Source organism: Enhygromyxa salina (assembly GCF_002994635.1).
In the GTDB taxonomy this organism is placed as follows: domain Bacteria; phylum Myxococcota_A; class Polyangia; order Nannocystales; family Nannocystaceae; genus Plesiocystis; species Plesiocystis salina_B.
The window spans coordinates 75595-100050 of sequence record NZ_PVNL01000086.1 but is presented as its reverse complement, the minus strand read 5'-3'; the positions used below and the strand labels follow the sequence as shown (position 1 = coordinate 100050).

General features: G+C 65.5%; 19 protein-coding genes. 7 read left to right on the top strand and 12 right to left on the bottom strand.

The annotated features are described in order from the left end of the window. Positions 1–59: 59 nt before the first annotated feature. From ENSA7_RS21800 to ENSA7_RS21765, 8 genes are all read right to left on the bottom strand, one after another. Complete coding sequence (locus ENSA7_RS21800) at positions 60–494, bottom strand: cupin domain-containing protein (protein WP_106091247.1); 435 nt, start codon at positions 492–494, stop codon at positions 60–62. A 41-nt stretch (positions 495–535) separates the two neighbouring features. Beyond that, a complete protein-coding gene (locus ENSA7_RS21795; protein WP_106091246.1) occupies positions 536–1285 on the bottom strand; it encodes an SDR family oxidoreductase in 750 nt (249 codons plus the stop codon). Positions 1286–1491: 206 nt separating this feature from the next. Next, on the bottom strand, positions 1492–1947 hold the full coding sequence (locus tag ENSA7_RS21790; RefSeq protein ID WP_106091245.1) for a carboxymuconolactone decarboxylase family protein: 456 nt from the start codon (positions 1945–1947) through the stop codon (positions 1492–1494). Between the two features lie 278 nt (positions 1948–2225). Further along, positions 2226–2969 (bottom strand): IS21-like element helper ATPase IstB, encoded by a 744-nt coding sequence (gene istB / locus ENSA7_RS21785; RefSeq protein ID WP_106091244.1) that lies wholly within the window; start codon positions 2967–2969, stop codon positions 2226–2228. Further along, on the bottom strand, positions 2956–4560 hold the full coding sequence (istA, locus tag ENSA7_RS21780; protein ID WP_106091243.1) for an IS21 family transposase: 1605 nt from the start codon (positions 4558–4560) through the stop codon (positions 2956–2958). Before istA ends, istB begins: the two co-directional genes overlap by 14 nt. Positions 4561–4613: 53 nt before the next feature. Further along, on the bottom strand, positions 4614–5006 hold the full coding sequence (locus ENSA7_RS21775; protein WP_181233983.1) for a helix-turn-helix domain-containing protein: 393 nt from the start codon (positions 5004–5006) through the stop codon (positions 4614–4616). 175 nt (positions 5007–5181) lie between these two features. Beyond that, a complete protein-coding gene (locus ENSA7_RS42425; RefSeq protein ID WP_146157979.1) occupies positions 5182–5454 on the bottom strand; it encodes a hypothetical protein in 273 nt (90 codons plus the stop codon). A 68-nt stretch (positions 5455–5522) separates the two neighbouring features. Next, the gene (locus ENSA7_RS21765) at positions 5523–5750 is read right to left on the bottom strand and encodes a hypothetical protein (RefSeq protein WP_146157978.1); all 228 of its coding nucleotides are present in this window, start codon (positions 5748–5750) and stop codon (positions 5523–5525) included. A 467-nt stretch (positions 5751–6217) separates the two neighbouring features. Between ENSA7_RS21765 and ENSA7_RS21760 the strand changes: the two genes are divergently transcribed. The 5 genes from ENSA7_RS21760 to ENSA7_RS21750 all read left to right on the top strand — a co-directional run bounded on the left by ENSA7_RS21760 (position 6218) and on the right by ENSA7_RS21750 (position 16296). Beyond that, the gene (locus tag ENSA7_RS21760; protein WP_106091239.1) at positions 6218–6538 is read left to right on the top strand and encodes a J domain-containing protein; all 321 of its coding nucleotides are present in this window, start codon (positions 6218–6220) and stop codon (positions 6536–6538) included. Positions 6539–6841: 303 nt separating this feature from the next. After that, complete coding sequence (locus ENSA7_RS21755) at positions 6842–14164, top strand: SpvB/TcaC N-terminal domain-containing protein (protein ID WP_106091238.1); 7323 nt, start codon at positions 6842–6844, stop codon at positions 14162–14164. 9 nt (positions 14165–14173) lie between these two features. Continuing rightward, on the top strand, positions 14174–14401 hold the full coding sequence (locus tag ENSA7_RS42420) for a hypothetical protein (RefSeq protein ID WP_146157977.1): 228 nt from the start codon (positions 14174–14176) through the stop codon (positions 14399–14401). Positions 14402–14605: 204 nt separating this feature from the next. Further along, positions 14606–14827, top strand: coding sequence for a hypothetical protein (locus tag ENSA7_RS42415; RefSeq protein ID WP_146157976.1), 222 nt, complete (start codon positions 14606–14608; stop codon positions 14825–14827). Positions 14828–14970: 143 nt separating this feature from the next. After that, entirely contained in the window at positions 14971–16296 is a 1326-nt protein-coding gene (locus ENSA7_RS21750; RefSeq protein WP_146157975.1) for a hypothetical protein, read from the top strand. A 564-nt stretch (positions 16297–16860) separates the two neighbouring features. Here the strand turns inward: ENSA7_RS21750 and ENSA7_RS21745 are convergent. Genes ENSA7_RS21745 through ENSA7_RS21735 form a run of 3 tightly spaced genes read right to left on the bottom strand, consistent with a single transcriptional unit; the run spans position 16861 to position 20172 of the window. Then, positions 16861–17337: a hypothetical protein gene (locus ENSA7_RS21745; protein ID WP_106091236.1), complete on the bottom strand. Its 477-nt coding sequence runs from the start codon at positions 17335–17337 to the stop codon at positions 16861–16863. Between the two features lie 48 nt (positions 17338–17385). After that, the gene (locus ENSA7_RS21740; protein WP_106091235.1) at positions 17386–19185 is read right to left on the bottom strand and encodes a hypothetical protein; all 1800 of its coding nucleotides are present in this window, start codon (positions 19183–19185) and stop codon (positions 17386–17388) included. Positions 19186–19227: 42 nt separating this feature from the next. Then, a complete protein-coding gene (locus tag ENSA7_RS21735; protein ID WP_181233982.1) occupies positions 19228–20172 on the bottom strand; it encodes an ABC transporter ATP-binding protein in 945 nt (314 codons plus the stop codon). A gap of 227 nt (positions 20173–20399) precedes the next feature. Here ENSA7_RS21735 and ENSA7_RS21730 point away from each other — a divergent pair, with 227 nt between their 5' ends. After that, positions 20400–21833: a S1 family peptidase gene (locus tag ENSA7_RS21730; protein WP_181233981.1), complete on the top strand. Its 1434-nt coding sequence runs from the start codon at positions 20400–20402 to the stop codon at positions 21831–21833. 56 nt (positions 21834–21889) lie between these two features. Next, a complete protein-coding gene (locus ENSA7_RS21725) occupies positions 21890–22993 on the top strand; it encodes a hypothetical protein (protein ID WP_106091233.1) in 1104 nt (367 codons plus the stop codon). Positions 22994–23019: 26 nt separating this feature from the next. Here the strand turns inward: ENSA7_RS21725 and ENSA7_RS21720 are convergent, their stop codons facing one another. Next, a complete protein-coding gene (locus tag ENSA7_RS21720; RefSeq protein ID WP_106091232.1) occupies positions 23020–24348 on the bottom strand; it encodes a hypothetical protein in 1329 nt (442 codons plus the stop codon). Positions 24349–24456: the final 108 nt, after the last annotated feature.

The window sequence follows — 24456 nt, the reverse complement described above, 5'->3', positions numbered from 1 at the left end:
TCGGTTGCCTCAGCGATGATAGCCACGGATGAGCCCCTCCGCCGAGATACATGGGTCTCCTACGGGCGGTCCGGCGTTGTCAGCTTGGTGTCGTCCGTATCCACGACGAGGACGGCAAGGAGCTTGGACGGCTCGACGTCACTGGCGTTGGCGCTGACGCCGTGATGGTCGCCCGGTATCTCGACGAAGCTCTCGCCAACGCGGAAGACGATCTCCGGCCCGTCGTTGATCCGGCTGCGCACCGCGCCCTCGATCACGGTTGCCGTGATGAGGGCGGATGCGGCGTGAGTGTGGGACGGCGAGGAACCGCCTGGGCCGTACTCGACAAGGACACCGCGCAGGCTCTTGCCGGGGACCGAAGGCAGAGGATGGTCGAAGATCGTCGTGACGCGTGCCTCGCCCCTCGCGACATCCGCCGCCATGGCGGGGATGGGGGAGATGGGGGAGATGGCGGAGATGGCAAAGAGGGTGCCCAGCAAGATTGTCCTGAACATGGATGGGACCCTTTTTCGTGGATGGGAGAAGCACATCGGGATCAGGCGGCGGAGAGCCAGTTCTCGAACCGCGTCGGCCCGAGACGCGCCGCTCCCACATGCTCGGGAACAAGCGAACCCGGCTCGAGCGCGGCGCCGAAGTAGAGCGCCGCCCTGTCGGCCTGCACCTCCCGATGGTCGCCGCCGGCGGCGATGCGGCGGGCGACGAAGTCGCGGAACGGCAGGCGGTCGGGCCCAGCGATCTCGATCGTGGCGTTGCGTGGCGAAGCGAGCGCGACCTCGGCGAGCGCTGCGGCGACATCGGCGGCGGCGATGGGCTGGAAGTCGGCATCGGGTACGACGAGGCGGTTGCCGTCGACGGCCGCTTCGATGATGGTGGCGACGAACTCGAAAAACTGGGTCGCACGCACGATGGTGAAGGGGATGCCGGCGTCCTTGATAAGCCGCTCCTGTGCGACCTTGGCGCGGAAGTAGCCGTTCCCCTCGAGGCGGTCCGCGCCGACGATCGACAAGGCGACGTGATGCTTCACGCCCGCCTCGCGCTCAGCGGCGAGGAGGTTGCGGCCCGAACGCTCGAAGAAGTCGAGCACCGCCGCGTCCTCGAAGGAGGGCGAGTTCGACACGTCGACGACAGCGTCGGCTCCGGAAAGGATCTCCGCGAGGCCTTCGCCGGTCAGCGTGTTCACTCCGCTGCTCGGCGATGCCGCGATGGCCTCGTGGCCCTGTCGCGAGAGTTCGGCCGTCAGATTTCGACCGATGAGCCCGCTTCCGCCAATTATCACGATCTTCATGGCACCCGTCTCCTTGTTCGAGAACGGACCCGGCGGCCCCATGCCGCTGTCAGGCGTCCGTTGAACCAAAGGACGATGTAGGATGGGTCGGATGTGACATGGTTTGGAAAAATTGGCGATGTGAGACGCAGAGCCACGGACCAAAGATCGACATCGGCGGTGGCGGGACGGCTATGTCGCCGCCCCTGACAATATGAGCGAGCTGACTAGGCTTTCGCTTGGACAGGGAGGCGGAAGGGGGCGCCGAGGCGGTTGAACGCGTTCATCGCCGCGATGGTGATCGTCAGGTCGACGAGGTCCTTTGGCGCGAAGGCGGCGCTTGCAGCGGCATATGCCTCGTCGGAGGCGTGCGTCTCGCTGACCAGCGTGACCTCCTCCGCCCAGGCCAGCGCGGCGCGGTACTGTTCTGAGAACAGGTGGGGCACCTCGGCCCAGACCGGAACCAGAACGACCTTCTCGAGTGGCATCGTCTTCAGAAGGTCCCGGGTATGCAGGTCGATGCAGTGCGCGCAGCCGTTGATCTGCGACACCCGCAGGAAGACGAGGTGGATCAGCTCGTTCGGGAGATCGGTGCTCGTGGTGATATAGTGGTGGATGCCATAGAGCGCCTTGGCGCCTCGCGGCGCCACCTCGTTCCAGACCAGTCGCGTGTTCTCGCTCATGTCTCGTCCTTGTGCTCGGAGCGCCGGGATCGACGTTCGAAGCTATGACGAGCCGAGCGGCCGAGGTGTGACATGCTATACAGCATCCCCAATCAAAGCGGCTCGTATTCCTGTCAAGGGTCGGCAGGACTGATCGCGCTCAGTTCGGCAGGACTGATCGTACTCAGCTCGGCAGGACTGACCGCGAGATCGGGCGTCGCAAAACCGCCGATCCCAGATTCAGAAAATCCACCGCCAGCTCGGCAGGACTGATCCACGGCAGCCCCCCGGACATTGCCTCAGGCGACCTTCCCAGGAGGCGGGTTGCGGTACGAGTCGCCGGTGATCTCGATGATGTGAGCGTGGTGCCGAAGCCGGTCCATCGCGGCGCTCGCGAGCAGAGCATCCTTGAAGAGCGGGTCCCACTCCTCGAGCGCTCGATTGGACGTGATGATCGTCGACCCTCGTTCGTAGCGAAGCCGGATGATCTCGTAGAGGTCGAGCGGTTCGTCACCAGTCAGCGCTCGCAGCCCGAGGTCATCGATGATCAGCAAGTCGACGCTGCCGTAGCGAGCCAGCCGGCGCTCGTGCGAGTTGTCGGCCCGACCCGCGCGCAGCTCCGTCAGCAGCTTGTGCGCGGAGGTGAAGAGCACTTTGTAGCCGGCCATGCAGGCACGATGGCCGAGCGCCTGGGCGATGTGGCTCTTGCCGACGCCGGTCTCACCGACGAGGCACACGTTCTCGTGTTTGGCGATGAAGGTGCAGGTGGCGAGATCGATGATCTTGCCCTTCGGGATCTTGAGGTTGAAGGTGAAGTCGAAGTCCTCGAGCGACTTGTGGTGCTCGAAGCTCGCTTGGCGCAATCGGTTGTCGATCTGCTTGGCGTCTCGGCGCTCGACCTCGTCAGTCAGCAGTCGCAGGAGAAATTCGGAGAGAGCCAGGTCGTCGTCGACCGCCTGGCGCATGCGGAGATCGAGGGTCTGCAGCACGCCGGACAGGCGCAGCTTTTTCAAGATCGAGGGTAGTTCGTCAGTTGGGTGCATCGTTGGGGTCCACTGTGAAATCCAGGAGTTCCTGGACGTTGCGGGCAAACCTGGGACGTTCGAGGCCGCCGCTCGTTGGCACGAGGCGCGACGGTAAGGGCTCCAGATCCAAGCCCTCGAGCAGGATGTTCTTGATCGCAAGGTAGCTGTAGCTGCCGTAGAACGACGCGCGACGACACGCCGCACGAGCTCGCTCGATCGGGAAGTTGTCGAGGTGACGGATGATCGCCTGGACCTTGGTCAGCTGGCACAGCACGTCGTCGCTGGCGAAGATCTCGGCGACGTAGCTCTCGACTTCCTCGCCGAGGGCCTGCGCTCGCTCGACCCAGTAGCTGCGCTCGCGGTGACGGTACTCACCGCGCTCGGGCGGGAGGTGCTCATCGTGCGTGCTGCGTCCACCTGGCTGCCTGAAACCGTGGGTCGCCACGCGAGTGTTCTCGAAGTACAGCTCGACGCTCTTGGAGCCGACGCGCGCGAGCAGCTGCTTGCCGATGAGGCGCCACGGTCCGGAGTAGCGGGCACCGTCGACGAGGGCGTGGCAGTCACGCTGGAGCATCGGCTGACGCCACGAGACCGGCTGCCAGCGGTGTGCTGGCAGCGGGCGCATCTTGGCCCTCTCGACCGTCTCGAAGACCTCGAGCGGTCGCTTGTGCGTGGTCCCGTGCGTGCGCTGGCCGGCGACCTCGAGCACCCAGTTCATCAGGCGAGGATTGAGCACGGTGATGTCGCGCTCCTTGCCGATCGTGACCATGAAGTTGTGCTTGACGTACCCGACGCCGGACTCGACCTTGCCCTTCTTCTCGGGGTTGTAAGGCGGCGTCGGATCGACTTGAAACTCGTAGTAGCGCGCGAGCTCGCGGTAGCTGCGGTTGAGGACGGGCTCGGTCCGCACGTCGAAGGCCGCCCGGATCACCGCGGCCTTGAGGTTGTCAGGGACCATGGTTGCGATCACGGCTCCGAAGAACTCGAAGGCCTCGACGTGCAGCGCGAGCCAGGTCTCGACCTTCTGGTCGAAGACCAGCTTGGCGAATTGGTGGCGCGAGTAACCGAGCACGATCACGAAGACGTAGGCCTGGCGCAGCGCGTTGGTCACTGGATCCCAGAGCTTGCCGACGGAGCCGAAGTCAACCTGCCCGACATGGCCGGGGTTGGTGTCGACGGGGATCTCCACGTCGTCTGGCGAGATGCCCTTATCGGCCCGGATCCGGGCGTACATACGCTTGACCGCGGACAGGCTGCCCTTGAAGCCTGCGGCTTTGTGCTGGGTTCGCAGGAGATCGTAGATCGCCGTCGGCGTGGCGCCGTCGTTGGTCAGCTCGACGATCTTCTCGCGCCACTGCTCGACGCTGGATGTCTGCTGCTGCGCGGGTGGCTTGGCTGGCCTGGTGGCCTCGATCGCAGCGCGGAGGATCACGAGCTCGGGGAGGTCGTCGGGGTCGCCCTCGAGCAGGCCTGCCTCGCGGAGCGCGAGTCGGTAGTCACGCTCGGTGTTGGGGCTCATCCCGAGCAGCCGAGCGACCTCGCGGGCGCCAGTGCCGAGGCGGTGGAGTCGAACCAGATCTTGAAGTCGATGCATGGTGATCGTGCGCATCTCGACAGGATCGCCGGGTGATCCCGAACAACGTTCCGGGACTGGTCGCCTGTTTAGGTTCTAGCGATCAGTTCTGCCGAGCTGAGTGCGATCAGTTCAGGCGAGCTGGCGGCGATCAGTCCAGGCGAGCTGGCGGCGATCAGTTCTGCCGAGCTGGCTGCGATCACATAGCCCGGGCTGTGACACCCGGTACGAGCGAGCCACAAGATGTGGTCGTTGGCCTTCGCCCGGTGCTCATCTCCAAGTGCCACGATTCGGTCCGCGAGCATCCACGCCTCCGGAGCACGCTCGAGGAAGTAGTCGATTACTGTGAGGTAAGTGGACATTCGAACGTCTCCACCGCATTCCAGGCGAGCGAGGGCGCTGGCGTCGACGCCAGTCGCGTTCGACAGCTCAGCCCGGCTCAGACGCAAGTACTCTCTCAGCACCCGCAGGCGCTGGCCCACGAGCGGTTGTCGGAAGGTCCTCCGCACGCCGCCGCTGGTTCTCCAACATCTAAATTGGAGGCCCGTGCGTGTTTCGTTCGAATTATTTTCAACTTTTTCACGCGCACCAAACTGCACGCGTCGAGGCGTCGCCAGAACGCTGCCCCTGCTGCACGTGCAGCCGTTTGTAGATACTTCAACCAGCAGATGTTCGGGGTGTTACCATCACGATCACATGGATGAGCAGGCCGACCAGTCCCCCCGGCGTCTGAAGGAGTTCAGTTCGGACCGGTTCGAGAACGCGTCCCCGATCGGTGGGGGCCGCAACGCGACGGTCTACCGGGCTTGGGATAACCACCTCGAGCGTCAGGTCGCGTTCAAACGGGCGGAGGATCCCTTCGCCGACATCGACGTCGCCGACGTCGAGGCGCTGTTCGCAGGTCAGCGTCACGGAATTCGACACGATCATCGACGAAGTCTCGAAGGATTGAGAGGGTGGGACGAAGCGAGGCTTCGTCCCACCCACCAACCTGGCGGTTAGTCGAGACAGGTGACGGTACCGTCCTGATTTGTGACGCCGTCGTTGCACCAGTAGATGTCCTGGATCTCGCAGTCGTTCGACCCAGTGTAGGTGTTCCAGCAGATCCCCTCATAGCAACACATGAAGTTTGCCTGCGGCTGCGCCTGGAACCCCGGCTTGCACGGGAACACCTCGCAGAAGTCGGGGACCTCGAAGTAGCAGCTCACCTCGCCGGTGGCGCGCACCTCCCCGAGCTCGCAGTAGTAGGGGTTCCCGCTGACGCAGTGACATCCCGGGCCGGGGAGCAGCTGCGACCCTCGCAGCAAACGGTGTCGTCGAAGATCGGCGCACCGTCGCGGTGAGGCTCGCAGAGGATCGGCTTGCCCGTGTCCGTGTAGTAGAGGTCACACAGATCCGGAGGCCCCCCGTTGGTGGCAGTGAGTGTCGCGAAGAACGTGAGTAGTACCTGTAGCTTGATGAACATGATGCTTTCCTTTCGCCAGCGGTTGGCTGGCAAGGAAAGCGTCGCACCGCCGAGGCGCGCGGCTCGACCGCTGGGTTTTCTGCCGCTCGGCTGGTCGGAACGGTCAGCAATGCTGCCCGTACAACGCCGTTGCAACCCAACAGCCCGCCGTCCGCCGCGAGTCGATGACCCACCGGTACGCCTCGGGTTGCGAGCGCGTCGCTGCCGCGAGACGATGGCGGCGGCAGAATGAGTGACGTCGACTACTACGCGATCCTCGGGGTCGGCCCGGAGGCCGAGCGCGACGAGATCCAGGACGCCTACCAGCGAGAGTTCTTGCGGGTCGAACCCGGCCGAGCACGGGTGCTCATGGAGGCCTGCGCGGTGCTGCTCGATCCCGCCGCTCGGGCGGCCTACGACGCTCGCGCTGTCGGGTCGGCGTTGATCGAAGAGACCGTCACCGCGATCTTGCAAACTCACCTGCCCCGGGCGGAAGCGCGCCGGTTCATTCGGGCGCAGCGACAGTTGATCGCCGCCACCCGGCCAGACGCCCAAACCCCGTCGAGTTAGAGCCGCGTGAGTCGGGGCAGCGCTCTCACGTCCCCGACCTGCGGGCAGTAGGCGTCCCACCTTGGGCCACGTGGTGCGAAGCTGCACGTGCGTGTCCGTCGATGATGTTTCCGTCACGGTTTCTTCGTTGTGATCTCTCATGTCCGATCTTCGCGACGGATGATCAATTTGCTCGCACCGACAACAAACCCTGATACCGTTGGCTCCGCGTCGAGTAGTCTTCCTTCGGTGAACCCGGCCGCTCGGCCGGCTCACCAAGCGCCGCTATATTCCCTTCGCTACACGCTCGATTGAGGTGACGGCATGGGCAACAACGACAATGATCGTCGCAACCGATCCAACTTGACCTCCGGCCCCTCGTTGCCGATTCACGGCGCGCAGCGGAGCCAGCCGTTCAACGCGGGTGTGTTTCCCGGGCGAGACGCGCCCGGGGCTGGCAGGCCGGCTGATCCCAACCCGTTCGCGCGTGCGTTTCGATCTCCCTACGGCGGCGATCAGGCTGGTGATCCACGCTCGACCTTCGCACCGACGATCTCGCTGCCCACCGGCGGCGGCGCGGTGCGCAGCATCGGCGAGAAGTTCTCGCCCAACCCATTCACCGGGACTGGCTCGACCTCGGTGCCGGTCGCCACGTCACCGGGCCGCGGTCGCTTCGGGCCGAGCCTCGCGCTGAGCTACGGCTCGGGTCAGGGCAATGGGCCGCTTGGGATCGGGTGGTCGCTCGGCGTGCCGACGATCTCGCGCAAGACCGAGAAGGGCCTGCCCGAGTACTGGGACACGAACCCCGACCCCAAGCAAAACGACACCTTCATCTTGTCGGGTGTCGAGGACCTGGTCGAGGTCGACTTCGAGAAGCGTGATGGTCACTTCATCCACCGATTCCAACCGCGAGTCGAGGGCGGGTTTTCGAGGATCGAGCGTTGGCGCTCCAAGGCCACGAAGCAGGTGTTTTGGAAGACGATCTCGCGCGACAATGTCACGAGCTACTATGGCAAGACCGCCGCGGCGCGGGTGGCTGATCCAGCATATCCAAAGCGCGTGTTCTCGTGGCTGCTCGAGGAGTCCCACGATGATCGCGGGAACATCATCGTCTACGAATACAAGCAAGAGGATCTGGCGGGCGTGGACGTCAACGCGGCCGAAGAGCGGCCGCGGCTCGCCAACGATGGCGTGCAGGCGCAGCGCTATCTCAAGCGGATCAAGTACGGCAACGCCACGCCCTTCGTCGCGGGTGGCTGGATGTTCGAGGTCGTGCTCGACTACGGCGAGCATGGCACCTGGCACGGTGAGCAGCTCGAGGTCAGCCCAGCCGAGGATCGGCCCTGGCCGGCGCGGCTCGACACCTTCTCGAGCTACCGGGCTGGGTTCGAGATCCGCACGCGCAGGCTGTGTCGGCGGGTGCTGATGTTCCACCACTTCGCCGAGCTCGGCGAGGCGCCGTATCTGGTTGGCTCGACGGATCTGCTGCATGCGGAGGATCCCGCAATGACGCGGGTGACCGGTGTCGTTCAGCGCAGCTATCGACTCGACGCCGACTCGGGTTGGTTCGACACTGCCGCTCTGCCCACGCTGGAGTTCGAGTACAGCGACGCGTCGGTGGATCCGGTGCTGCACGAGATCACCGACGCGACCACCTTGAAAAGTCTCCCCGCGGGGATCGACGGGCGCATGACTCGGCTCGTGGATCTCGACGGCGAGGGCGTACCGGGGTTGGTCACCGAGTCGGCCGGGACCTGGTACTTCAAGCGTGGCCTCGGCGACGGCCGCTTCGGGCCGATGGTGGCCATGCCCTCGCGGCCGACCACGCTCGGTGCTCCCGGCGTGCAGCTCATGGATCTCGACGGCGACGGCCGCAAGGAGCTGGTCAGTTTCGTCGCGCCAGCGCCGGGGTACTTCACGCGGACCAATAACGAAGGCTGGGGCAACTTTCGCAAGTTCTCGACGATCCCCAACATCGACTGGCAGGACCCGCGGATGCAGCTGATCGACGTCTCCGGCGATGGCTTCCCAGACGTGTTGATCGATCGCGGAGATCACTTCACCTGGTACCGAAGCAAGGGCGCCGATGGGTTTGACGCACCCAAGCGGATCCCCAACACCCACGACGCGGGCTCGCGGCCGACGCTGGTGTTCAACGACGCGCGGACATCGATCCAGTTCGCGGACATGACCGGCGACGGCCTGCCGGACTTGGTTCGGATCCGCAACGGCGAGGTCGCATACTGGCCTTGCCTCGGCTTTGGGCAGTTCGGGAGCATGATCCGCATGCGCGGGCTGTCCAGCTTCGCGTCGGCCAGCGATCTGTTTCATCCGAGCCGGGTCCGGCTCAGCGACGTCGACGGCAGCGGCACGACGGACTTGATCTACCTCGGTGATCGCGGCGCCACGATCTACCGCAACCTGTCGGGCAACAGCTTCGCGGCTGGCGAGCACGTGTCGCAGTTCCCCAGTCTGCGCGGCGTGGACTGGGTCGAAGTCGTGGATCTGAAGGGCAACGGGACCGGGTGCCTGGTCTGGTCATCGTCGCATTCGGCCGGTCGCGGGGGTGTGCTGCGCTATATCGATCTGACCAGCGGCACGAAGCCGCACTTGTTGATCGCTACCAAGAACAACATGGGGGCGCAGACGCGGATCAGCTACGCGCCCTCGACGAAGTTCTACCTGGCGGACAAGGCCGCCGGGAAACCGTGGTTGACCAAACTGCCGTTCCCCGTGCACGTCGTCGATCGCGTCGAGCACCTCGACCACGTCTCGCGCCAGCGGTTCGTTCAGCACTTCGCATATCACCACGGGTACTTCGACGGGCAAGAGCGCGAGTTTCGGGGCTTCGGCATGGTCGAGACTTGGGACACCGAGTCATTCGCGGACTTCTCGGGTGATGGGTTGTTTGCGTTCGAGCAGTTCGACGTGGTCGAAGAGCAGCTGCACCAGCCGCCCGTCTACACGAAGAGCTGGTTTCACACCGGGGCCTATCTCACGGGCGGCAAGAAGTACTCGAGGCTGTTCGCGGATGAGTATTGGGCCGGCGACGCGGACGCGTGGCAGCTGCCCGACAGCCGCATGCCGTCGGGGCTGCGCGGCGACGACACGGCCGAGGCCTTGCGCGCGCTCGCGAATCGAACGCTGCGAACCGAGGTCTATGCGCTCGACGGTTCCGAGCTCGAGGGCGTGCCGTACACGGTCAGCGAGGCGACCTTCGAGGTTCGTCAGGTGCGAGCGCGAGGCGACAATCGGTTCGGTGTCTACCTCGCGCATGACCGTGAGGCGCTGAGCTATCACTACGAGCGCGACGCTGCGGATCCGCGGATCGGGCACAGCTTCGTGCTCGAGGTCGACGACTATGGGACGGTGCTGCGCTCGGCGGCGGTCGCCTATCCGCGGCGGGGGGCCCCTGAGCACGCCGACCAGTCAGCTTTGCACGTCACGATCAGCGAGGCTGACGTGGTGCACCTCGATGGTGATCCCAACACCCTGCGCCTTGGCGTGGCGATCGAGTCGCGCAGCTACGAGCTGCACGGCCTGGTCGCGCCTGCCGACTCGGCGTTCGCCTGGAAGGTCATGCGCGCCGCCGCGGACACGGCCGACGGCGTCGACAAGCGGCTGCTCAGTCGCACGCGCATGCGCTACCTCGCCGATGATCTGTCGGACCCGCTGCCCCACGGCAGCGTGCAGAGCAAGGCGCTCGTCTACGACAGCGACGCGATGGCGATGACCGAGGCCCAACGCCAAGCGGTGTTCGGCGGGCTCACCGGCGCGCCGACTAACGCGGAGCTCGAGGACGAGGGCAAGTACGTGCTCGCCGACGACGCCTGGTGGGTCCGCACCGGTCACCCGACCTACGACGCGACCAAGTTCTTCATGGTGACGGCCGTCGAGGATCCGTGCGGCAACGTGTACTCGACCACCTACGACGCGCACGCGCTGCTGACCGTCAGCAGCACGGACCCGCTCGGCAACACGGTCAGCGCTGCGCACGACTATCGCCTGCTCGCGCCCTGGCAGCTGACCGACGCCAACGGCAACCGCAGCCAGGTCGCCGCCGACGTGCTCGGATTCGTGATCGCTAGCGCGATCATGGGCAAAGTGGGCGACAACGACGGCGACACCCTCGATGATCGAACCAGCACCTTCGAGTATGACTTGTTCGCGTGGCAGAACTCCGGCAAGCCAAGCTGGGCGAAGTCGCGGCAGCGGGAGACCCATCAAGACCCGAACACGCGCTGGCTCGAGCAGCGCACCTATTTTTCTGGCGCAGGTGGTGTGGTCATGGTGAAGGCCCAGACGCGTCCCGGCCTCGCGCCGCAGCGCGACCAGGACGGCGCGCTGATCATCATGGATGGCGAACTCCAGTATGCGGACACCAGCCCAAACCTGCGCTGGGTGGGCAACGGTCGCGTGGTGCTCGACAACAAAGGCAACGTCGTCAAGGCGTATGAGCCCTACTTCTCCAGCATACCCGACTACGAAGACGAGGCGGAACTCGTCGAGCAGGGCGTCACGTCGCTCAACCACTATGATCCGCTCGGCCGGCTGATCCGCACCGACCTGCCCAACGGGACGTTTTCCCGCGTTGAGTTCACGCCGTGGGGGCAGACCAGCTGGGACGTCAACGACACCGTGCTCGACAGTGACTGGCACGCGGCACGGATCGGCTACGAAGGCCAGGACGTCGCGCTGCAGAAAGAGCGTCGCGCCGCTCAGCTCGCAGCCAAGCACGCGGACACGCCGAGCAAGGTCCACCTCGACACGCTCGGCCGGCCATTTCTCGCCGTCGCCCACAATAAGGATGATCAAGGCGTAGACGAGTTCTACGCGACCCGCTCGGTACTCGACATCCAGGGCAACGTGCTCGAGGTCGTCGACGCGCGCGGCAACTCGGCCGAGACCCGCACCTACGGCATGCACGGCCAGTCGCTGTTCGTCGGCAGTGTCGACGCTGGTGATCGCAGGCACCTACTTACCGCGCTCGGCCAGCCCATGCGCAGCTGGGACAGCCGGGGCCAACGCTTCTTGAGCACCTATGACACTCTGCGACGACCCGTTGACCGCACGGTCTCCGTCGGTGGCGGCGCAGAAAAACTGCTCGAGCGCATGGTCTACGGCGAGCTGCTCGCCACACCGGAGACCACCAACCACCGCGGCCGCGTGTACCGTGTCTACGATGGCGCTGGCGTGGCCACGACCTCCGCGTTCGACTTCAAGGGCCACGCGCTGAACGAGCAGCGCCAGCTCGTCGCCAGCAAGACCACAACGCCCGATTGGAGTGCGCTTCTCCAAGAAAGTACAATTCCCGCGATGGCCACCGCCGCCGCACCGCTGCTCGACACCGAGACATTCTCGGCGCGCAGCCAGCGTGACGCGCTCGGCCGCGTGCTCACGGCGATCTCCCCCGACAACTCCGAGGTCACGTACTCCTACGACGAAGGTGGTGGACTCCAGCGCGTCGAGCTCGAGCACCGCGGAAGCCCGACGCTGGAGACCGTCGTCGGCGAGATCACCTACAACGCCCGCGGCCAGCGAGAGCGCGTCGTCTACGGCCCCGCAAACTCGCCGACCACGACCACGACCTACGCCTACGATCCGCAGACCTACCGACTCTCCCGACTGTTGACGATCCGCGGCTCCGACCAGACCGCGCTCCAGGGCCTCCACTACCATTACGATCCCGCCGGCAACATCACCGACATCCGCGACACCGCCCAGCAGACGGTCTACTTCCAGAACGCCGTCGTCGAGGCCGCGAACTCGTACACCTACGACGCGACCTACCGCTTGATCGAAGCCACCGGCCGCGAACACGCGACCCAAGGCACGACGCAGCGCACCCACGAGCAACTCCCCGTCGGCCCGCAGCCGATGACCAGCGATCCGTCGGCGATGCGCCGCTACACGCAGCGCTACGTGTACGACAGCGTCGGGAACATTCTGAAGATGCAGCACCTCCCCGCCGCGGGGACCGGCTGGACCCGCCGCTACGAGTACGCTGCCAACGGCAACCGACTGCTCGCCATCTCCGCTCCAGGCGACGCGGCGAACGGCCCATACTCGCACACCTATGGTTACGATGCCCACGGAAGCATGACGACCATGCCGCACCTCGCGGCGATGGACTGGGACCACGACGACCAACTCAGGCACGCCACCGCTGGCACGGAGCAGGTCTACTTCCAATACGCTGGCGGAATCAGGAGCCGCAAGTACACCGAGAAGCAAGGCAGCACGACCGAAGAGCGCATCTACCTGGGACCCTTCGAGTTCTACCGCAAACGCACCAACGGCACTCTGGACCTCGAGCGGGAGTCACTGCATGTCAGCGATGGCAGCGGCCGGATCTGTATGGTCGAAACGAAGACCGTCGACGACGGCATGACTGTCGGCAACTCGGTGGCGTTCTGCCGCTACCAGCTGAGCAACCACCTGGGCTCAGCGGCGACCGAACTCGACCGAGGCGGAGCGATCATCTCCTACGAGGAGTACCACCCCTACGGCACCAGCGCGTACCGAGCGGTCGACGCCAGTATCGATGTATCGGCGAGGCGATACCGGTACACCGGAATGGAGCGCGACGAGGAGACCGGGCTCGAGTATCACTCGGCTCGATACTATTCGCCATGGATATCACGTTGGATATCGCCCGATCCAGTCGGACTCACAGCGGGGGACAATCGCTATCGATATGCTTGCAATAATCCATCAAGCGCATCGGATGTGACCGGTGAAGAGGAGACATTTGTCAGTGAGACCATGCCAGACTGGGCCGGCTCGAACGCGAAAGGATCTTGGGAAGCGGGAGGAACAGACTTCGATGACTATGGACATGAAGCGACAATCTGGGTTTGGCATGCAGAGGAGTCCGTCGGGCCACCGACGGGATCAATCAAAGCCGGAAACCGCGCCAAAGCAGCGGCCGCGCAGCGCCAATACGAGCAGGACCTAGCTCAGGCCCAGCAGATTGAGCCACCCTTGGGATTATATGAGAATTTTCCTGCCCATGCCGGACCACATCTCCGCGACCAGACCGTCGGCATCCAGGACGACTTTCTCGCTTTCCATGCTGACTTCGTCCAGAGCGAGCAACGACGAATCACATATATCGGAGGCCGAGTCAGCTTTGGCGCACAGGTCGCAATGGAGGCGATGCCGCTGATTGGAGAATTCGGGCACCTTGCGGCACTGGGGGCGCGTGTTGGCCGATCGGTGAATCGCGCACTGTCGAAAGGACTCGGGCAGATCGAAGCACTGTCCGCAAGTACCAGGGGAGGGGCTCAAGTCGGGGAAGGACTCGTCGAGGGGGGAGGGCCGGTGTTCAAGATCTTGGAGGAGGAGTCTGGAACGATCCACCTCACCGCCAACATCGGCGACGACACCTTGGAAATTCTCGCAGGCATCAAGCGTGAGGGTGACATTCTCGTCCTGGAAGGACTCCACATTCAGAAGACGACCGGCGAAGTTGAAACTGCGTTCAACACGGTTGGTCCCCGGAAACTGATCGAAACCGTAAGGGCATTTGGCAAAGAACGCGGCGCAACCGCCGTCAGGGTCGAGGGCTTTGCCCGTTCGACCGGCTCCACAAAGGGGCGGACTCCCAAGCCGTTCACCATCACAGTCGACCCGGTCGACCCGTAGGCTGAAACAATGGTCAAAATCACAGGTTATACCGAAGGTTTTCTCCCGATCTCCGTGGTAAGGGCAATTCGGACCGGCACCGGCGTTGGCCTGGCAGAAGGCAAGGCGCTCATGGAATCGATCGTTGATGGACGAGATGTCATTTTGACTCCCGCAGACGGTGTCAGCGATCAAGCCCTTCTTGATGTTATGCGCGCGGCAGGTGTCGAAGGTGAAGTAATGCGCAAATGTGAATGAGTCGCTCCGTCAAGTCCAGCATTTGCATCTATGGCGGCCACACACCGTTCGATGCATGCCCGGCACGCCAGATATTATCCAATAATATCATATAGTTACAGCGATATCCCGGGCACGCATCGAACGGTGCGTGGCCGGTGCGAATGGGGCGTGGATCGCAGCCTGAGCAAGCTTCCAGCTTGCTAGCTGATCAAACGGATCTGTGTGTCCCGATCGCACATCGTCGTCATCGAAGAACTCGTGCATCCTGATCCTACGATGGCAAGGAACGCGAGGATCCCGAAGATCACCCTGTCCGACACGCAGCTCGATGATCTCGCGCAAATGATGAACGAACTCGTGGATGCGCGAATCGGGGCGGGGGCGACATTGGCAGAGCAGTCGGCGGCGACGCAGGCGCTCACCGAGGAGCTTCTTCGGCGGTAGCCCGGCGACTTCGTATCGAGGATGAACCCCCCTCGGACTGAGCCGTCCTGGGATCACGACAGGCTTCAGCAACGACTTAACCAGGTATGCCCAGGAACGCCAGGATCCCCCAGATCGATCAAACCGATGAAGAGCTCGACGCGATGGCCGAAGCCATCATGAGGAGGGCGCGCACGCGAGCTAGCGGCGACAGTTGGATGGAGCAGTCGTTCGCCGAACGCTCAATTGCCGGAGAGCTCATGTGGCGATGCGAGCAAAAGCGGCTCGAGGCCGCGCGGACCACTGCGTCGCGGGTCACCGTCGACGGAGAGCCCTACAAGCGGCTCAGTCAGGAGTCGACGTGCCTGTACCACGGTTTGTGGGGAGCTCACGTCGTTGACGAGCCGCTGTATCGCCGCGAGGGCGTACGCAACGGACCGACCATTCACCCGCTCGATGTCGTCGTGGGCGTCGTCGACGGTTCTTTGCTGCCCGACCTGGCTCTGGCCGCGGGTGGCCTCGCGGCGACGCTGACGAGCCGCGAGGTCGAAGCCACGCTCGCGCGACTCGGGTTTCTCCCGCCGAGCCGGACGACGCTGAAGAACCGGCTCGATGGCCTCTACGGCGACATGGCGACGACGGCACGCGAGCTCGAGGGCAACGTCCGTGTCGAGGAGGACCTCGACTTCGAGCTCGGATCGATCAGCTGCGGCCTCGATCGTTTCGCCGCGCGGATGCGGGAGGAGCTGCCTGAGGGACCCAAGCGCGACGCGAAGCTGGCAGCTCGACAACAGCGCGTATATCAGCGGACCCCCGTCGACCCTTGCGAGTGTAACTGGCGGATGGCTTGGGCGGGCAACGTCACACTCTACGATACCGATGGCGAGGCGCGCCGAACACTGCGATATGGGGCAGACGCCGACGCCGACGTCGATGATCTCGTCGCGCGCATGGCCGACGAAATCATCCACCACATCGAACACCGACGAGATGTCCCCGTGGTGACCATCCAGGACGGCGCCGCGGAGCTCGAAACCCTCCCTCGCGAGCTGCGCGAGCGTCTTCCCGAAGGAGTCCCTCGCTGGCAGCTCGTCGACTTCCATCACGCCATCGCCTACCTCGATGCGGTCATCGTCGCATGCAATGACGGCGACCCCTACGACATGCGACGTACCTACCGCAACTGGCTGCTGAACGAGGAGGACGGCGCACAGCGAGTCGTGCGTCATCTCCGGCGCGAGGCAGACAAACCCGACCTCGAGGCCACAGTCGCAGCCGCCCTCCATTCGGCCCTGACCTACTTCAAGAAGCGAAGGCCATTGATGAAATACAAAGCCGCGCGTGAGCACGGGATGGCGATCGGCAGCGGGGCAACCGAGTCGACGTGCGCGCTTCATCAGCTGCGCGTCAAGCATCCGGGCTCTCAGTGGGAAGTGCCCGGGTTACGTGGTGTCATCACGGCTCGTGGGTTGCAGCTCTCTGGGCGGTAGCCCGGCATTCCCGCGGGCCGGCGCCAAGCGGTGTCTCGGCCCCAAAAGGCCCCCGATGTTGCTCGGTTAGGGTGCATCCGCGGCAAGAAGGGCACCGTGTCGCCACAGTCTCGGCTTGGCCTTGCGAAGCTCCATCAGCGATCATGAGTCGGGACACCGTAGTGATCGGCAAGGAGCCAGCGCCGGAACGTTTGCGTCGATCATGGTCGCTCACTTCGTGACGCGTGGGGCAGCAGCTCGTGGTCGTCGGTCCAGTCGGACTGCGCATGGAGCCGCGAGGCGGTGAAGTCATCTGCCAGCAGATGTCTTGGTCGATGCGGTAGATCGGCATCGATGACGAGGCTCGCTCCAACGTAGACTCCCCCCCGAGAGCGACTTGAGGAGCGATACGGCCCGGTGCAAGGTTCAGGCCCACGCCTGCCGCACTCGGCCACCGCCCAGCCGCCAAAAACTCGTGCTGTCCTTGTGCTGTGACTCTGCTGCAGCAGCCCAAACAATCACGGCGGGATGCGGGCCAAGGCCGCGCCATCGTTGCGGAAATCCGTATCCCGCCGTACGGGCTCCCTAGCCCGCAGGCTTGTCGTCAGCCAGCGACGGATCATAGGTCTGATCCGGATTCCGCAGATACTCCGGCGCCTCGATCACCATCCCCTTCTCCTTGGGCGGCTGACCCGGAATCTCCACCTGCCCAGCAAGCGCAGCCTCGCGGGCATCCTCGAGCGCCCTCGCGGCCTCCGAGTCGGGGTTCTGCATGATCTTCTTGCGCAGCGCATACGCGCGCTTGCGGTTCTGCTCGGGGCCGAGCGTCTTCGGATCGCGCGCGAGCAGGTCGACCTCTTCTTCGGTCAGCTCGTACTTGCCCAGCGGCTTCGCGTCAGCCGTCGCACTAGCCTTCACGTCAGCCTTGGCGTCTGGGTCGGCGTCCGCCGTGGCTGGCTGCTTCTGCTCCGCCTTGGTGGCCGCCGGGGGATCAGCCACGCAGGCAAAGCAGGGCAGGGACAACAACAGCAGGGCCGCCAGCGGCACGCGGGAGAGACTCATGGCCAGGAGCTTAGCCGGTTTCTTGAGGAATGAAAGCTTTCACGTGCACTAAGAAATCGCCCGCAAACTCTTGCGCAAGTGCAGGACCAGCGAGGTCGGGATCCAGATCGTGAGCGCGATCTGCAGCAGACCCAGCACCGGGCTCAGCCCGCTCATCACGAACACGTCGCCGAAACCGTGGTGCCCCGAGCCGTCGGCCCAGAAGATCGCCTGGCCAAACCCGACCAACAGCGACATCGCGCAGAACCCCGCCCACAGGTTCGCGGCGATCTTGCCGGGGACCGCGACGATGCGGATCGCAATGAGCGCCAGCACGGCCGTGCACCACACCAGCCAGCCGAGCGCCACCGGGTGCAGCGACTCGACGCTGCTGCCGAACAGCGCGGCCACGATCACCAGGTGCAGCACCCCCCAGCTGCCAAACTCGAGCAGCAGCGCGGGGACCGGCACCGAGCGCATGCGCGGGTGCCCGTCGCCGGTGGGGACCCGGGACATGAGCAGCAGCGCCAGCGGGAGCGCGAGCATGCCGAGCCCAACGTACTGGCGCACGAACCCCTCGCTGTGGTTGAGGTCGGGGATCGCAACATTGACCAGCGCGATGCAGGTCAGCGCGCCGATCAGCGCCGACCACCGATCCAGGAGCACGCCGCCGCTGCCCTCGATGCGGCGCGAGAGCGCGTTCATGGTCAGCCAGCCCAAGATCACGGCCCCGCCGATCCACACGAACGCGCCGACGAACACCTGGCTGAAGCTGGCCTCGACGTCGAAAAAGGTCTCGACCAGCAGCGCCGAGAGGCCCAAGTGCGGGAGCACGGCGGAGATGCCGGCGATGTCGTGCTCGCCGCTGGACATCAGGCCTGCGCCCGCCAGCCACGCGACGCCGGTCAGGCACATCAGCGCGATGCCGATGATCCCCGGCGTGCGCTTGTCACCCATGAGCTGGCCGAGCAGCTGGGCGCCGAAGATGAACAGCGCGCCGGTTGCAGCCAGCGCGGCCAGCAGCGCGCCCGCGACGAAGATCTCACCGACGAGCAGGGCGCAGACCAAGAAGATCAGCAGCTGCGGCGCGGCGAAGATGCCGATCACCGCGGTGGGCCCGGCGGCCAGGCCGACCGCGAGCTCGCGGGGCGACAGCGCGGTGCCAGTCAGCGGCATCAAGGTGTTCTCGTGCCGCTCTTGCGCCTGCTGAACCGCCACGAGCAGCGGGGCGAACACGGTGGCGAGCCCGGCCAGGAGCATCCCGGCGAACATGCCGATGAGCTTCAGGCCGTCGGCGACACCCAGGGGCGAGCTGTAGGCCGCGACCTGGGGGATCCCGTCGTGGTCGAGCACGGCCTCGAGCATCCGAACCTGGACTGAATCGTGCCACGGGAAGGTGTTGTCCCAACCGCCGTACTGGTTGAACTGCGGGTCGTCGATCAACGCGGCGGCTCGCTGATGCAGCAGGTTGTGGCTGGGATCGGCCGCGGGCGAGACCGCAGCCTGGCGGACCATGGTTTGGCCCTGCTCGAACAGATCGTAGGCCTCGCCGTAGTAGGTGTCGGGGTAGCCCCCGTTGGCCTCCAGCGTGGCGATCTCGGCCTTGGCCCGGCGATGCTCGAAGGGGTCGTGGGTGAGGACCGTGAAGGTCTCGCGCTCGACCTCGTACTCGTAGGCCTCGACCCCGAGATCCGTCCGCAGGCTCTGCTCGAGGGTGCCGCTGCCGAGGGTCAGCCACATGCCGATGAGGCTGGTCAACGCGGCGAGGATCAGGCTGAAGATCACATAGCGCCTGCCCCGACCACCGCGCAGCGAGCGGGTCACGAAGGGCAGGGCGAAGGCCGGGAGCTTGGAGAGGAGAGCTTGCATGAGGTGGACTCCAGCCAGCGCTGCGGCGCCGGCGGTGGGGGACTAGTTGACTTGGTCGGCGGAGATGCGGTCGTAGACGTCTTCGAGCCGCGAGCGCAGGCGACTGCAGGTCACGACCTTGACCCCGGCGGTGATGAGCTCGGCGAGGATCGAGGCCATGAGCGCCTCGTCACCTTGGACTTGCATGCGGATCAGCTTTTGACCCTCGGACTCGCCGGTGTGCTCGATCAGCACGCGCTGGCTGGCCAGGACCTCGAGCGCGCGCTCGTGCCCTTCGATCGTGCGCAGCTCGTAGACGAAGCGGCTGACCTCGTGGCTGTCGATGATCTTGTCGACGTTGCCGGCGACGACCAGGCGGCCGCTCTGGATGATCGCGACTTGGTCACACAGATCATCGAGCTCGCGCAGGATGTGGGACGAGATGACGATCGTGACCCCGCTGTCGCGCACGCGGTCGAGGGTGCGGCGCAGGTCCGAGCGGCCGCGCGGGTCGAGCCCGTCGGCCGGCTCGTCGAGGATCAACAAATTGGGCTTGTGCAGCAGGCAGCGGGCGATTAGCACGCGCTGGCGCATGCCCTTGGACAGGTCACCGCAGACGGTGTCGCGCTTTGCGCTGAGATCAAAGGTGGTCAGGGTCTCGTCGATCGCGGCCTCGAGCTCCGCCCGACCCATGCGGAAACACTGGCCAAACATGCGCAGGTAGTCGGCCGGCGTCATGTCCTTGTAGAGCGGGTTGCCGTCGCCCAGGAACCCGATGCGGCGGCGGGCGGCGAGCGGATCGGCGCTCGAGTCATGACCATCGAGGCGGACTTGGCCCTCCGTCGGGGTCATGACGGTGGCCATCATGCGCAGCGTGGTCGACTTGCCGGCGCCGTTGGGGCCGATCAGGCCAAAGATCTCGCCACTTTGGATATCGAGCTTCAGGTCGCGGACCGCCCAGCTGTCGCCGTCGTAGGTCTTGCCAACGTTCTCGAGTTCGACCCGCACGCCGCCCAACGATGGCACGAGTCGGCGCCGAGCGCATGCCGACTTGGCGTACTTCGCTCGCCGCTTCGGTGGGTTTTATGTGCAGCAGTCCGATTGCCGGCTGCGCACGCGACGCTTCGGCCGGCAGCGCAATTTCGCACCGCCATCGGACCCTCACTGGCCACGCCGCCTCCACCAGCGTAAGCTGCCCAACAGTGGGTTCACGCGGTTTGAGCTGCACTCGGCGGGTGCCGGCGATCGCCGTCCTGGCGCTATTGCTGAGCACGACGGGGGCCTGCGCCTCGGCCCAGGAACTCAACGGCGTGCGGGTGCTGGAGGGCGCCAAGCGCCGCTCGTACGAACCAGGCGCCGTGGCCGAGCGCTCGGTCGGGGCGATCGGCGTGGTCATCACCGACACCGGTCGCGGGCTTGGCTTCGTGATCGATCCGGGCGGCTACATGATCACCAACCGCCACGTGGTCGAGGACGCCGACTACATCGACATGGTCAGCTTTCCGGGCCTCGATCCGGCGCCGGAGTTCACCCAGGTCGAGATCGTCTATATCGATCCGGTTCGGGACCTCGCGCTGCTTCGGATCGAGAGCGACGAGCCGCTGCCGTATCTGGCCCTGGCCACGGGCAAGCGCGCGCCGGCCAGCCACTATGTCGCGGAGCGCGACGCGGTGGTGCTGTTGTCGCGCGAGGTCGGCCCCGAAGAGGCGGCCGAGCTCGAGCACGATCCGGGACTGCTGGCCCACACGGGCCGGGTCGAGCGGCTCGAGGTCTACAACCCCACGGTCGGCCCGGGCCCCTACCTGGGGGTCAGCGCGCAGATCGAGCAGGGCCAGAGCGGCGGGCCCGTGTTGGATCGTTTTGGTCGGGCGGTCGGCGTGGTCACCTGGACCTGGAAGGATCAAAAGGGTGGGTTTGCGATCCCGATCAGCGAGGCCGCGCGGATGCTCGCGGAGCGGCCCAAGCTCGGCACCAGCGGTGAGCAGCAGCAGCGCGCCGAGGATCGGGTCAAGGCCTACGTGGCCGCGCTCGGGGCTGGCTCGGGCGGTGAGCTGCGCCGCCTGACCTCGCCCAGCCGGGCCCGAGAGGTTCGCGGGGAGACCGTGGATGTGCTGCTCGAGCGCAGCATCGAGGGCACGGTCTTGCAGAGCTTCGTGACCTCGATCGACGAGCTGCTGGTCGAGGCCGCGCGCGGCGGCAACGACCCCACGCCGATGTTCGAGGGCATGGTCGACCACACCTCCAGCGACGCGTTCATGCGCAAGCTCGGGGTTGAGGGCTCGATGTCCAAGCACGCGGTCGTGACCTTCTTTTATGAGCTGGGCAGCGCCTACATGGCCGCGCGCTGGCACGGCAACTACGATCGGCACGACGCCCTGATGCTCGCGGTCCAGCGGGTCCACAGCCTCGAGGCGGCGCGCAGCATCACGGTGCTCACCACCATCGAAGCGCTCGCGGGGTTGCGGGCGGTGGTCGAGCGGGTCGAGGTTCGACCTGGGTTCTACACGCCGCAGGCGGTGGCCACCGTCGACGTCGGCGAGGGCAAGAAGATCAGCGTGCAGATGCGGCTCGAGTGGGGCGACTGGTACGTGGTCAGCATCGAGGGCAGCGGCGAGCCTGTGCGGCTGCACCCGGCTGGGGTTCAGTCCAGCCCGATCGGCCAGCGCTGAGCGCCTGCGATCGCGCCCCGGTTTCCTGAGAATTTGGGTACACTGGCCACCTCATCGTGGCCAAGACCAATGATACCGATCATGAATGGGAGTCGCCTTATCAGGTGATCACGGCGGAGTGCGACGCCATGCTGCGCTACGCCATGGGCAGCGGTCGGCCGCTCAGCTCTGCGATCGTCGAAGACGTCGCGGCGGCCGTGGCCTGGGGCGAAGCTCGAGCCCAACACGCGGCCGAGACGCTGTCGCAGGCCAAGCTCGACGAAGCGAAGGCCAGCGCGCCCACAATTGGGAGGCTGAGCAGGACCCACCAGCGGCTCGCCCAGGTGATCGCGCCTGCGCAGCCGCGACCGCTGCGACTGATGCATCAGGTCGCGGGCTACGACAACAACAATTTGTGGCTGCGGATGCCGATGCCGCGCAACATGGCGATCGTCGCCGGAGTGTCGGTGGTCGTGATGCTCGCGGTTGGAACCTCGCCGCTGGTCTCGGCCGACCCGGCCGACGGCAACCCGCTGTTGTCCTCGGGCCCGAGGCTGCTGCTCAATCAGCTGTTCTTCCTGTCGATCGCCTCGCTTGGGTCTTGTTTTCACGGGCTGTTCAAGGTCAATGAGTACATTGTCCGCGGCACCTACGATCCCGACTATGCGTCGACCTACTGGGTTCGATTCTTGCTCGGCGTGATCTCGGGATTGATCCTGGCCTCGCTGATCTCGATTGATGAGAGCAACGCGCTGTATACGGTGGCGCGGCCGATGCTGGCGTTGCTCGGCGGGTTCTCGGCGTCGGTGGTTCACCGGATCTTGGATCGCCTGGTCAGCACCGTGGAGGATCTGATCAGCAGCGACCCCAAGAAGCTGGCGGACGAACAGCAGCAGGTGGCCAAGTCCGCCGGTGACGCGCGGGTCCGCGACGCGCGGGTCGACGCCGCGTCGGCGCTCCTGAAGCTGCAAGTCAAGCTGAACGCCGGGATGACGACCGAGCAGGCGCGGGCCGAGCTCGCGGAGCTCGTCAAGCAGCTGGTGCCTGCGGGGGAGCTACAAGCGGACGAGCCAGCCGAGGCCGCGGATCCGAAGCCGCGCGTCAACGGGTCGAGCGCGCCCGAGCTGGCCGCCGCCGAGCTGACCGGACCCGCGACCGAGCCGGCCGAGCCCGCGAACTAGCTGCCTACCCCGCAGAAGCCGTGGGATCACTTGAAGGTGCAGGGCGCCTCGAACAGCGAGTTGAGAAACAGCCGCACCCCCACCGTGGTGGGGTTTTGCGAGATCGGTAGCTTGGTGTCGTAGGCGTGGCCGCCGAGGTAGCTGATCTTGCCCGCGCCCGGGCAGACCTTGGCGGACGCCGGACACTGGCCGTTGCGAAAGCCGGTCATCCACACGTCGGCCACGCCCTCGGCGGTGCCGGCCTCGGAGATGATCGTGGTGTCGCTCTCGAGGTAGCTGTCGCCAGCCGGCAGGGTGTAGGCCGGCTCGCTGCCGCCAACGCTCTCGAAGCTGCCGTCGTGCTGACCGAAGGGCGTGTCCATTCGGTAGAAGTCGTAGGTCGTGGGCCGGTCCGCGATCTCGAGCCCGTTCGGGGTCAAAAAGTGGCCGAACTCTGGGTGGTTCTCGAACGCGTTGACGGCCTGACACTCGGCGAAGAAGTGGGTCGAGAAGCGCAGGTACTGGCCGACCTCGGCGACGACCTCGGGATTGTTCAGGGCCTCGTTGATGCCCCAGTGCATCGACATGAACTGGCAGTAGATCGGCGCCTCTTTGCCGCCGAACAGGGCCCCGTCTTGATGGTCGACGTCGCTGGGCCCGGCGACCTCGTCCACGTCGAGCAGGTCGGGGCTGTCGTCGGGCCAGCTCAGGTCGCCCGTGGAGTCGGGGATCTTTGCCGCCAACAGGTAGCCGCGGGCGATGTCCTCGTTGCCGTCGGCGAAGATCGCGATGGTCGGGGCTTGCAGCAGGTAGCGGGCGACGAACACCTCGAACGGAGCGCTGGCCTCGTGAACGTTGGTGTTGGGGTTGGCGTCGAGCCAGTCCTGAACGACCGGGAGCGCGAGCGCGACGTCGTCAGGGTGAACCACGAACGGGCCGCCGCGGTAGCCGTGATCGAGCACCTCTGCGCCGCTGCGCAGATCGACGGCCGAGGTCGTGAAGTCCACATCGCCGAGTTCCTTACCGGGGGCGATCGCCCAAGAGACCGGGACCTTGGCCAGCAGCAGCTGATAGAGCAGCCCGTAGGCCTCGAGCATGCCCATGTCCTGGAAGTCGGTGTCCATCGGGATGATCAGCGCGCCCGGCCCGAACGCGACGACCAGGCCATCGTCGCCATCGCCGTCGCCATCGCCGGGGTCGCCGTCCCCGTCGCCGTCGCCTGTCCCGTCCGCGGTGGCGTCACCGCTCTCGTCGCTGCCGCTGCCATCGTCGCCGCTCTCGGTTCCGAGCGTCCCCCCGGCGTCGCCGTCCGCTCCGTCGGTGGCGGGTCGGTCTCCACCGCAGGCGAGCTCCGGCAGTGCCAGCAGTGTCAGCAATGGGAGAAGGGCGGCAGGGGCTCCTCGGCGCAGACGGGTCATGTGGTTTGGACACTGCGGCGCATGTCGATTCCAACCTCGTCATGACATCGAAGCGCGGGGCCGCCG